We start from the raw sequence: 11,310 nt of genomic DNA, 5'->3' as shown, positions 1-11,310 counted from the left end.
GGCGGTGGGCGCGGCGGTGGGCGCGGTGGGCGCGGCGTGGCGCGGCGGTGGGCGCGGCTCAGGCCGGCGTCGCCGGGAGGTCGAAGTAGAGGTGGGCGTGGGCGCGGCATCCGTCGTTGAAGGCGGCGCCGCACGACGGGCACGCCGTGGCCGCCCGGTAGTCGGCGATCGAGAGTGTGCCGCGGCAGACTCCGCAGAGGATGGCCTGCTCGTGCCAGCGGTCGGGCGGCCAAAGCCTGGCGGCATGGGTTTCGCCGGCGGAATGGCACTGGTAGCAGGGGTAGAAGCGTTCGCAGCAGAAGAACTTGATCGCCACGATGTCGAGGGCGGAATGATAGTGCACGCAGCGGGTCTGGGCGTCGACGGTCTGTCCGTGGATCTGCATGCTGGTCCTTCGCGGGAGGGGCGAACGCGGCTGCCCGCGCGGTGAAGCCGGGGCGCCTCGCGGCATCCCGGCCTCAGGGGCTACTCGCCGGTGACCTGCTCGGTGACGAAGGCCTCGAAGGCGGCAGGGTCGTCGAGGGCGCCGGGGTAGGAAACGCCGTTCACCAGGACGGTGGGCGTGCCCTTGATCTGCTTGATGTCGGCGTTCGGGATCGGGCCGTCGAGCGCCCGCTGGGTGGCGTCGCCGACCCAGGAGGCGAAGGTGTTCTCCGTGATGCAGGTGGCGACCTTCTCGTCGGTGACGCCCGAGTCGGTGGCCAAGCTGACCAGGTCGTCGTCGGTCAGGCCTTCGGTGTTCTCTGCCGGCTGGTTCGCGAACAGCGCCGCGTTCATGGCGAGCACGTTCTCGGGCTCGTAGTTGGCGACGCAGGCGAGGGCGGCGGCGGCCCGGGTCGGGTACTTGCTGCCGGCCGAGACCGGGTCGAGGATCGAGATCGGGTGCAACTCGAGCGTGGCGGTTCCGGCGGCCACCCAGCCGGCGATCTGCTCACCGTTCGTGGTCTCGAACTGGCCGCAGAACGGGCAGAGGTAGTCGGCGTAGACCACGATATTGGCGGTGTCGCCGAGAGTGGTCGGGTCGGTGGCGATGGGGTCTTCGTCGGCGGCGAGCGCGACGGTCTCGACCGGGACGATGTTGGTGCCGTCGCCGCCGAGCACCACCCCGTCGCTGGCCATGTTGAGCGGACCCGGTGTCGCAGGACCCTGGCTGCCGACCACGATGAGGGCCACGACCACGGCAGCCGCGATCAGGCCGGCGCCGATGCCGCCGCGAAGAAGCCAGCGGTTGCGCTTCTCCTTCTTCTGCTGCTCCTCGCGGAGCTGGCGAGCGCTTTCACGCGCCATCTCGCGGCGATCCTTCTTCGGGGGGACAGGCTTGCCGTAGACATTGCTCATGGACTTAGTGCACCGTTTCGTAGCGACTGGCAGGTGGTTCCAAGATTAGAGGGTCCGTCTCGGGGCGAGGTGCAGTGCGGCTGTGAGGGGTCTGTGAGCGCGGTCCGGGGCACCGTAAACCCGGGCGGTGTTGTGCGTAGCGAGGGAGGTGTCAGCGGTCATCCCGGAGTGGGATTGAACGCGGGTGCCGCCGTTGTCCACGCCCGGTGCACGATCGTGGGGATTCCTGCAACTTCTGCGGCGTTCTCCGGCCGGGGGAATAGCTGCCGGGCCGGTGGTCTTGTCTCTGACAGCGGTTCCGCGTTCCGCTGCTGGTACTGACGCCCGTGATGCGGCGCCTCGACCTCACCAGACCAGCACGCCCCGGCCCCGTCGGGCCGGCACCATTGATACCGAGGATCAACACTTCGTGACTACCGCCGCCATCACCGTCATTACCGCTGCCGACCTGAGGTCGACCGCGAAGCATCCCGGCGACGCTCTTTCCCGCGGTCAGCGCCTCGTCTACATCATCGTTCTGGGTGCGCTCACGGCCCTCGGCCCCTTCACGATCGACCTCTACCTGCCGGCGTTCCCCACCCTGGAGGGCGAGTTCGGCGTCTCGCCGGCGGCCATCCAGCTGACCCTCACCGGCACCATGATCGGGTTCGGCTTCGGCCAGCTCATCGTCGGGCCGTGGAGTGACAAGGTCGGGCGCCGCCTGCCGCTGATGCTCGCGACCGGCTTCCACATCCTGGCGAGCGTGGGCGCCGCTCTCTCCCAGGACATCGTCTGGCTCGGGGTCTTCCGCCTGCTGCAGGGCTTCGGCGCCGCCGCCGGCGCGGTTGTCGCCCTCGCGATGGTGCGGGACCTATTCGGCGGTAAGCCGCTGGTGAAGATGCTTTCCCGACTCGCGCTGATCAGCGGCCTGGCCCCCGTGCTGGCCCCGGTCATCGGCTCGCAGCTGCTGCTCGTGATGAGCTGGCGCGGCATCTTCTGGGTGCTCGCCGCCTATGGCGCGGTTGTGATCCTGGCCGTCGCCTTCTGGATCGTCGAGACACTTCCGGATGCCGAGCGCCACACCACGGGGCACAGTTCCCTCCGCCAGCGCTACCGTGCGGTGCTCAGCGACCGGGTCTTCGTGGGCGTCGCGATCATCGGCGCGATGTCGTTCACCGGTCTGTTCTCCTACCTCTCGGCGTCGTCGTTCCTGTTCCAGGACGTGTACGGATTCAGCCCGCAGCAGTACGGCGTGCTCTTCGCCGTCAACTCACTCGGCGTCGTGGCGGGTGTTCAGCTCAGCTCCCGGCTGATGCACCGTTTCAACATCGGCCCTCAGTGGATCATCTCGGTGTCCACTCTGGTGCTCCTCATCACGGCCTCCGCCATCGTTCTGCTCGACCTGGCCGGCGCGGGGCTGTGGGGCACCCTGGTTCCGCTCTGGTTCTTCATCGCGGCCTTCGGATTCACGATGCCCAGCGTTCAGGTGATCGCCCTGAACGCGCATGCGCACGAGGCCGGAACCGCTGCGTCGCTGCTCGGCGCCGCGAACTTCGGCGTCGCCGGACTGATCTCCCCGATCGTCGGGGTGCTCGGCGTCGGGACCGCCGTTCCGATGGGCGCCGTGATGGGCGTCACCGCCGTCGTGTCGATTCTCGCCCTCTGGTTGGTCGTGCGGCCCCGGACGGTGCCCGCGCTGGGGCACTGAGGCAGCTCGGGTGCGGGCATCCGTAACCGTCAGGCGGCATCGGCCGGTGGCCGCCGGTGGCCGCCGGTGGCTAACTCAGGAGATTCCGGGCGGCGACGCCGTGGCGGCGGCGGATGCCGCGTGATTGCGGCATCCGTCGTCGCCGGCTTCGCAGACCTCCTGATTAAGCCACCGGAGGTGCGCGGCAAACGGCCCCGGCGACCGGTCGCGGTCCGGCACCGATCTAGCATGGAGGAATGATGAGCGAGCGCGCCCCCGAGACCGCAGCTACCCCCGCGACCCGGCGCATCGCCCGCCGCTGGCCGCTGGTCAGCGGGGCCGCGGCGCTATTGCTGGCCGTGGGACTCGGCGCCCTGATCGTGGTGCGGGGCAACGGCAGCCCGCTGAAGATCGACGCCGAGTGGATGGACGAGATCCTGGAGCACCGGGCGCCGGTCTGGGAGTACCTCTCGCTCGCGATGAACTTCCTCGGCGCGGGGATCGCCGGTGTGATCGTGATTCCGGTGCTGATCCTGTTGGTCCTGCTGCTGCTCAAACGGCCGTGGGCGGCCGGCTACTACGTGGTCGCGACGATCGTGAGTTCGGGTCTCGTGCAGGTGCTCAAGTCCCTGTTCGGGCGCGCGCGGCCGGAAGATATGCTGGTCGTGTCTGATTTCGGTTCGTTTCCGTCCGGCCATGTGGCCAATGCGGCGACCATGGCCGTCTGCCTCGGCATCCTCTTCCCGCGCGTCTGGGTCTGGCTGGCCGGCGCCGTCTACACGGTGCTGATGATGGTCAGCCGCACCTACCTGGGCGCACACTGGCTGACGGACACGATCGGCGGGCTGCTGCTCGGCGCGGCCGTCGCCGTGCTGCTGTGGGCGCCGGTCGCCGCGAAGCTCCAGGGGGAGCGCGAACTGGCGGCGAAGCATCCGTCACCCCTGCGAATTCGACGGAGAAATTCCGTTTAGAGCGCTCAATCGGGACAGAACAGCTGGTTTTCCTCAGAATCTCCGTCGAATTGGTTCGGGGCGACGCGCGGGGCTGACGGCGACGGATGCCCCGGGGTAGCGTCCTAGCATGAGAATCCTCCTTGTCGGGGCGGGCGGCGTCGGAGACGCGTTCGCAAAGATCATCGCCAGGCGCACATTCTTCGAGCACGTCATCGTGTCGGACTTCGACCTGACCCGGGCGGAGCGCACGATCGTCGCGATCGGCCTGAAGCACGGGCACGCCGTCGCGGCCCGGTTCTCCGCCGAGCAGATCGACGCCGGCGACCCGGACCGGGTGGAATCCGTTGCCCGGAAGCACGGCGCCACCCACGTGATGAACGCGGTCGAGCCCAAGTTCGTGCCCACCGTGTTCGCCGGGGCGCTCGCCGCCGGCTGCGACTACCTCGACATGGCCGTAAGCCTGTCCGAGCCGCACCCCACCGATCCCTACCGCCAGACCGGGGTCATGCTCGGTGACGACCAGTTCGCGCAGGCCGCCGACTGGGAGACCGCCGGCCGCCTAGCCCTGGTGGGCATGGGCGTCGAGCCGGGACTCTCGGATGTCTTCGCCCGCTACGCCTCCGACCACCTGTTTCGACAGATCGAGGAGCTCGGCACGCGGGACGGAGCCAACCTGATCGTTCGCGACGACGCCGGGAACGAGATCTTCGCGCCCTCGTTCAGCATCTGGACCACGATCGAGGAGTGCCTGAACCCGCCGCTGATCTTCGAGAAGGACCGCGGCTGGTTCACCACTCCGCCGTTCAGCGAACCGGAGATGTTCGATTTCCCGGAGGGCATCGGCCGGGTCGAGTGCGTGAACGTGGAGCACGAGGAGGTAGTGCTGATGCCGCGCTGGCTCGATGCGAAACGGGTCACCTTCAAGTACGGCCTGGGCGAGGAATTCATCGGAGTGCTGAAGACCCTGCACCTGCTCGGCCTCGACCGGGTCGACCCGGTGCGGGTGCGCAGCGCCGCCGGCCCGGTGCTGGTCGCCCCGCGCGATGTGGTCGCCGCCTGCCTGCCCGACCCGGCCACGATCGGCCCGCGGATGACCGGCAAGACTTGCGCAGGCGTGTGGATCACCGGCACCGGCCTCGACGACCGGCCGCGCGAGGTCTACCTGTACCACGTGGCCGACAACGAGTGGACGATGCGCGAGTACGACACCCAGTGCGTGGTCTGGCAGACCGCGCTCAACCCCGTGATCGCCCTGGAACTGCTGGCCGCCGGCACCTGGGGCGGCATCGGCGTGCTCGGCCCGGAGGCCTTCGACGCAAAGGCGTTCCTCGACCTGATGAGCGCGCCCGAATCCGACGGCGGTTACGGCCAGCCCTGGGGGATGGAGGACCGGCTGGCGTAACCGGTTCCGGCCGGTGGCCGGTGGCCCGCTGCCCGTTGCCCGCGGGCGGCACCGGCTGCGAGGCGCCCGCCGCACGCGCGCCGGATGCGAGATGATGCTCTGACTGGACGCGCAACATCCGTCGGAACGAAAGCGGTACGGGAATGATCAATGGTGATGTCTCCTTCTGGTGGAACCAGCTCGGCCGGCCGGCCAATCGCGATCCCCTGCCCGGGCCGACGACGGCGGATGTGTGCATCGTCGGCGCCGGCTACACCGGGCTGTGGACGGCCTACTACCTGAAGAAGGCGGCCCCGGCACTGCGGATCGTGATCGTGGAGCAGCGCTTCGCCGGCTACGGCGCGTCGGGGCGGAACGGCGGCTGGCTGACCAACTCGGTCACCGGCGGCCGCGAGCAGTACGTCGCCTCGCACGGGCGCGACGCCGCGGCCCGGTTCCAGACCGGCATGAACGAGACGGTCGACGAGGTGATCCGGGTGGCCGCGGACGAGGGTATCGACGCCGACATCGTCAAGGGCGGCGAGTTCACCGTGGCGTACGACCAGCCGCAGCAACGGCGCCTCGAGGCATCCGCCCGGTCGGAGCAGGCCTGGGACATGACGGATGTCGAACTCCTCTCCCCGGCGGCGGCGCGCGCCCGCATCGACGTGGCCGGCGCCACCGGGGCGATGTGGCACCCGCACTGCGCGCGCATCAACCCCGCCAAACTCGCGGCGGGGCTCGCCCGGGTGGTGGAGGGTCTCGGCGTGGAGATCTACGAGGACACCCAGGTCAGCGAGATCACGCCGCACCGGGCGATCACCGACCGGGGCGTCGTGGACGCGGAGTTCGTGGTGCGCGCCACGGAGGGATTCACGGCGGGGTTGAAGGGCCTGCACCGGGCCTGGCTGCCGATGAACTCGACACTGATCGCGACCGCGCCGCTCGGCTCGGACGTCTGGGCGAGCATCGGCTGGGAGGGACGGGAGACCCTCGGTGACATGGCGCACGCGTACATATACGCGCAGCGCACCGCCGACGACCGCATCGCGATCGGCGGCCGGGGCGTGCCGTACCGGTTCGGGTCGCAGACGGATTCCGACGGGCGGACCCCGGCGAGCACGGTGAAGGCGCTGCGGGGCATCCTGACCCGGTTCTTCCCGGCGACGGCGGGCGTGGCGATCGATCACGCCTGGTCCGGCGTGCTGGGCGTGCCGCGCGACTGGGCGGCGACGGTGGGGCTCGACCCGGCGACCGGGCTGGCCTGGGCCGGCGGCTATGTGGGCACCGGGGTGGCCACGACGAACCTGGCCGGGCGCACGCTGACCGACCTCATCCTCGGCAACGACACCGGCCTCACCCGGCTGCCGTGGGTGAACCACCGGGTGCGCAACTGGGAGCCGGAGCCGCTGCGCTGGCTCGCCGTGCACGCGCTCTACCGCGCCTACTCGCTGGCCGACCATGCCGAGCTCACTCGCCGGAAGACGACGTCTCCGATCGCATCCGTCGCGGACGTGGTCTCCGGTCGCGGGCACTAGGGCGGTCGCTCGGCGGTTCCCGGGGGGTTCCGGGGGGTTCCGGGGGGTTCCGGGGGGTTCCGGGGGGTTGCTCGGGGGTTGCTCGGCGGGTTCCCGGGGGTTCCGCTCGCGGATGCCGGATGCCGGATGCCGGATGCGCGGATGCGCGGGGGTTGCGTGGGGGTTCTGCTCGCGGCTGCGCGGGGGTCGCGTGGTGGTTCCGCTCGCGGTGCGATGGATGCTGCCGCACCGGTGGGCCGCCGGGTCGCGCCGGCTCGGGGCATCCGTTTGCCGCAGGTTGCCGGGGACCGAGCCGGGTGTGGTCTACTCGATGAATGAGCGTTGAGCCGAAGGTTGTGCGGCAGGCCGTGCGGCAGGCGGAGGCGGCCGCGGGGGCCGCCGGGGTCAGCGTGCGCCAGGCCACACCCGGTGACCTGGCCGCGGCGATCGGCCTGTTCGAACGCACCTGGGGCGTGGGCCGCAGCCCCGACGATTCGATGCTCCGGGCGCTCGACTTCGCCGGCAACACCGTGCTGGTCGCAATCGCGGTCGGCGCGAGCGGCCCCAACCCGATCGGCGCGACCGCGGGTGACCCGATCGGCGCGACCGCGGGTGACCCGATCGGCGCGAGCCTCGGGTTCCTCGGCTGGACCGACGGCATCCACCTGCACTCGCATATGACGGCGGTGGGGCCGGGGCAGCGCGGTGGCGGGGTCGGTTACGCGCTCAAACTGTACCAGCGGGCCCTCTGCCTGGAGCATGGCATCGCCGACATGCGCTGGACCTTCGACCCGCTGATCCGCCGGAACGCGCACTTCAACTTGGTCAAACTGGGCGCCGAGGTGGTGCGCTTCTGGCCGGACTTCTACGGCCGGCTCGACGACGACATCACCGGAAGCGACCGGAGCGACCGGTTCGAGGTGCGTTGGCGCCTCGATTCCCCGCGCACGCTCCGGGCGCTGGCCGGCGAGCTCCCGCCCGCCTGGTCGGGGACCGACACGTTGCGGCTCGACGGGGACTTCGAGCGGCTGCGCGCCGCGGACCCGGCCGAGGCGGCCCGGTGCCGCGACGAGTCCCGCACGCAGTTCCGCGTCGCGCTGTCCCGCGGACTGCGCCCCGAGCTCACCGAGAACAAGGACTACGTCTTCACAACGGATGCCGCCGACAGCGCGCCCCGCCCCGCCTGACCCGGCCGCGCCTGCCCGCCCGGCCGCGCCTGCCCGCGCCTGCCGTACGAATTCGACGGAGATTTTGCTCTCACAACACGTTTCCAGTCCGAAACGGGCCGTTTCGGGCAAAATCTCCGTCGAATTGGTTCACCGTTGCCGTGAACGGATGCCGTGAACGGATGCCGTGAACGGATGCCGTGAACGGATGCCCGTGAACCGATGCCGCGCGCTACGCCCCGCGCCCGGTGAGGCGTCGCTCGAACCAGTAGAGCAGTTCGGGGCGCGCGCGGTTCAGATCCTGCAGGGTCATCGGTTCGGGCACCCGCACCACGGGAACGTCGAGCTGATCGATCACGGTGTCCATGGCGCCGCGCGAGTAGTACTGCCCGCGCATGCGCACCAGGAGACGGCCGTCGGTTCCGGTGACGAAGAGCTGTGGGTGCGTGTCGAGCGCCCCGCTCTGGTAGAGGTCGAGCAGAACGACGCTGCCGATCTCATCCGTGGAAAAGTCTGTGACCATGCCCATGAAGCCGCGCTCGGAGATGCCCTCGGCGTCGACACGGATGATGGTGCGCGTGTAGGACAGAAAGGCGAGTGCGCAGATGCTCAGGAGCACGACCTGGGCGATGGCGACGGGCTGCCAGTTGCCGCTGGGAATGCTGAGCCAGAAGAGCACGGCGGAAACGGGTGCGACGAAGGCCAGGACGGACAACCCTGTTTGGAGGAGCAGGCGGCCGTGGGGCCGCAAGGCATGCGTATGCATGCGCATACCCCCGTTGAATCTCACCCTTGTTTCCCCCTCGCCGGTGTACCCAGATTATCCCGGTTTTCCGCCTGGGTGCGCTGTCCATCGGTTGGGGCAATCTGCCGTGTCGAAACCGGGCACGCCAGTAGTCGCCTGCGAACCGTATAGTAAGCGGGTGCCATCCCTGTCCCTTCGAAGAAGCGGTCCACGAATACCGCGTGCCCGGCCGCACCCCGCGCAGGTCGTGGTCGCCGGATTCGCCGTCGCCGTCCTGATCGGCACGGTGCTGCTCATGATCCCGATCGCGACGCCCGGCCCCGGCGGCACCCCGTTCCTGATCGCTGCCTTTACGGCCACGTCGGCCATCTGCGTGACCGGCCTGACCATCGTCGACACGGAGACGTTCTGGACCCCGTTCGGCCAAGTCATCATCCTCGCCCTGATCCAGGTCGGCGGCTTCGGCATCATGACGTTCGCCTCGGTCATCGGGCTCGCCGTGATCCGCAAGATGTCCCTCCGGTCCCGCATGACGGCGGCCGCCGAGGTGAAAAGCTCCGGGCTCGAGGATGTCCGCGGGCTGGTACTCGGCGTCGTGCGCATCTCCCTGATCGTGGAGTCCATCGTGGCGGTGCTGCTGACCCTGCGGTTCTGGATCGGTTACGGCGAACCTCTCGGCCGGGCCATCTGGCTCGGGGTCTTCCACGCCGTGTCCTCGTTCAACAACGCCGGCTTCGCCCTGTTCAGCGACAACCTCATCTCCTACGCGACGGACCCGTTCATCTGCCTGCCGATCGCCGCCGCCGTGATCCTCGGCGGGTTGGGCTTCCCGGTGATCATGCAGTTGCGGAAGCACCTCCGGTCGCCGTTGAAGTGGACGATGAATACCCGCATTGTGCTGGTCGGCACGATCACGCTCCTGGTTGCGGGCACCATCTACATCACCGGCGTGGAGTGGAACAACCCGGGCACGCTCGGCCCGTTGGACTGGCCGAGCAAACTCCTGGTGGGCTTCTTCCAGTCGGTGCAGACCCGCACGGCCGGGTTCAACAGCATCGACATCGGGGCGATGGACTCTGCGAGCCTGCTCGGCATGGACGTGCTGATGCTCATCGGAGGCGGCCCGGCCGGCACCGCCGGCGGCATCAAGATCACCACGTTCGCGGTGCTGTTCTTCATCCTGCTGACCGAGATCCGCGGCGAGGTGGCCGTGAACGTCTTCGGCAAGCGCCTCTCCCGGGCCGTGCACCGCCAGGCGATCACGATCGTGCTCCTGGCCGTCGCGGTGATCACCGTCTCCACCGTCGCCCTGATGCTGATCACCGATATCGGTCTCGATGAGCTCTTGTTCGAGGTGATTTCCGCGTTCGGCACGGTGGGTCTTTCCACCGGGATCACCGCGGGCCTACCTCCGGCCGGTCAGATCATCCTGATGCTGCTGATGTTCATCGGTCGGCTGGGTCCCATCGGGTTCGCCTCGGCGCTCGCCCTGCGGGAACGCCCCACTTCGTATGAATTACCGAAAGAGAGGCCCATCATTGGCTAAGTTTTCCCTGTTCGGGCGTCAACAGCCCGCCCGCATGGCCGAGGAAGATGCGATCGTCGTGATCGGACTGGGCCGCTTCGGCAGTGCCCTCGCGCTCGAGCTCATGGCCAGTGGCAGCGAGGTTCTCGGCATCGACGGCGACGAGGAGATCGTTCAGGCGCACAACGGCCTGCTCACCCATGTCGTGCGCGCCGACTCGACCAAGGAGGAGACCCTCCGCCAACTCTCGGTGCCGGACTTCAGCAGCGCTGTCGTTGCGATCGGCGGCGATATCCAGGCGAACATCCTGACTGCGAGCCTGCTGCTCAAGTTGGGCATCCCGAATATTTGGGCCAAGGCGGTCAGCGACCCGCACGGCGAGATCCTGCGACAGATCGGCGTCAAGCACGTCATCTACCCCGAGAAGGACATGGGCAAGAGGGTGGCCCACCTGGTGCGCGGGGTGATGCAGGACTACATCGAGATCGACGAGAACTTCGCCCTCGTGAAGACGAACCCACCGCAGGAGATCATTGGCGTGCCGCTCGGCAAATCCAGTGTGCGCACCATCCACGGCGTCACGGTCACGGCCTTCAACCGGCCCGGCGAGGGCTGGAGCTACACGACCCTCGACACGACGTTGCAGGCCGACGACGTCATCCTGATCGCCGGTGACGTGCGCAAGGTGGAGTCCTTCAGCCGCCTCCGGTAAGGGAGGGCTAGGCTCGGTCAGATGAGTCTCGCCGCCGCCCAATTCGTGCTCAGCACGGCCCTCGGCACCCGAATCGTGGTGCGCACCCGCATCGAGGGCGGGGTAACGGATGCCGTGGGCTACCTGCGCGACGTCACCGACACCGGGTGCACGGTCGAGACCAAGCGCGGACTGGTCGCCCTGGCGCTCGCCGACATCGTTGCCGCGAAGCAGGTGCCGCCGCCGCCCGCGCCGCGTGCGCCGCGGCATCCGCTCGCCGACTAGTTCGCTGCCGCTGCCGCGCTGCCGCTGCCGCGCTGCCGCTGCC

Annotated in this window: 11 protein-coding genes; 8 read left to right on the top strand and 3 right to left on the bottom strand. The window is 69.1% G+C overall.

Annotated features, from left to right (window positions below):
* Positions 1-58: 58 nt before the first annotated feature.
* Positions 59-385 carry a CHY zinc finger protein gene (locus E3O67_RS14435; protein ID WP_134429628.1) on the bottom strand — a complete coding sequence of 109 codons (327 nt, stop codon included), beginning with the start codon at positions 383-385 and terminating at the stop codon, positions 59-61.
* An 80-nt stretch (positions 386-465) separates the two neighbouring features.
* On the bottom strand, positions 466-1,338 hold the full coding sequence (locus E3O67_RS14430) for a thioredoxin domain-containing protein (RefSeq protein ID WP_134429626.1): 873 nt from the start codon (positions 1,336-1,338) through the stop codon (positions 466-468).
* Positions 1,339-1,747: 409 nt separating this feature from the next.
* Between E3O67_RS14430 and E3O67_RS14425 the strand changes: the two genes are divergently transcribed.
* The 5 genes from E3O67_RS14425 (at position 1,748) to E3O67_RS14405 (ending at position 8,042) form a co-directional block, all read left to right on the top strand.
* Positions 1,748-3,025, top strand: a complete 1,278-nt coding sequence (locus tag E3O67_RS14425) for a multidrug effflux MFS transporter (protein WP_134429624.1) — start codon at positions 1,748-1,750, stop codon at positions 3,023-3,025.
* A 236-nt stretch (positions 3,026-3,261) separates the two neighbouring features.
* On the top strand, positions 3,262-3,975 hold the full coding sequence (locus tag E3O67_RS14420; protein WP_135102998.1) for a phosphatase PAP2 family protein: 714 nt from the start codon (positions 3,262-3,264) through the stop codon (positions 3,973-3,975).
* A 109-nt stretch (positions 3,976-4,084) separates the two neighbouring features.
* A complete protein-coding gene (locus E3O67_RS14415; RefSeq protein ID WP_134429620.1) occupies positions 4,085-5,359 on the top strand; it encodes a saccharopine dehydrogenase family protein in 1,275 nt (424 codons plus the stop codon).
* 143 nt (positions 5,360-5,502) lie between these two features.
* Positions 5,503-6,876 (top strand): FAD-binding oxidoreductase, encoded by a 1,374-nt coding sequence (locus tag E3O67_RS14410; RefSeq protein ID WP_135102997.1) that lies wholly within the window; start codon positions 5,503-5,505, stop codon positions 6,874-6,876.
* Between the two features lie 314 nt (positions 6,877-7,190).
* Positions 7,191-8,042 carry a GNAT family N-acetyltransferase gene (locus tag E3O67_RS14405; protein WP_135102996.1) on the top strand — a complete coding sequence of 284 codons (852 nt, stop codon included), beginning with the start codon at positions 7,191-7,193 and terminating at the stop codon, positions 8,040-8,042.
* A gap of 211 nt (positions 8,043-8,253) precedes the next feature.
* Here the strand turns inward: E3O67_RS14405 and E3O67_RS14400 are convergent, their stop codons facing one another.
* On the bottom strand, positions 8,254-8,787 hold the full coding sequence (locus tag E3O67_RS14400; RefSeq protein WP_134426693.1) for a hypothetical protein: 534 nt from the start codon (positions 8,785-8,787) through the stop codon (positions 8,254-8,256).
* A gap of 157 nt (positions 8,788-8,944) precedes the next feature.
* On the opposite strand from E3O67_RS14400, the gene E3O67_RS14395 reads away from it, so the two are divergent.
* From E3O67_RS14395 to E3O67_RS14385, 3 genes are read left to right on the top strand one after another with little or no spacing between them, the layout of a single operon-like run.
* Entirely contained in the window at positions 8,945-10,312 is a 1,368-nt protein-coding gene (locus tag E3O67_RS14395) for a TrkH family potassium uptake protein (protein ID WP_241979085.1), read from the top strand.
* Complete coding sequence (locus tag E3O67_RS14390) at positions 10,305-11,003, top strand: TrkA family potassium uptake protein (RefSeq protein WP_241979086.1); 699 nt, start codon at positions 10,305-10,307, stop codon at positions 11,001-11,003. Before E3O67_RS14395 ends, E3O67_RS14390 begins: the two co-directional genes overlap by 8 nt.
* A 21-nt stretch (positions 11,004-11,024) precedes the next feature.
* Positions 11,025-11,267, top strand: coding sequence for a ferrous iron transport protein A (locus E3O67_RS14385; protein ID WP_134426697.1), 243 nt, complete (start codon positions 11,025-11,027; stop codon positions 11,265-11,267).
* Positions 11,268-11,310: the final 43 nt, after the last annotated feature.

The organism is Cryobacterium sp. TMT3-29-2 (assembly GCF_004564305.1).
Lineage (GTDB): Bacteria > Actinomycetota > Actinomycetes > Actinomycetales > Microbacteriaceae > Cryobacterium > Cryobacterium sinapicolor.
Note: the sequence above shows the minus strand (reverse complement) of the source record. Positions and strands in the feature narration are given on the sequence as shown.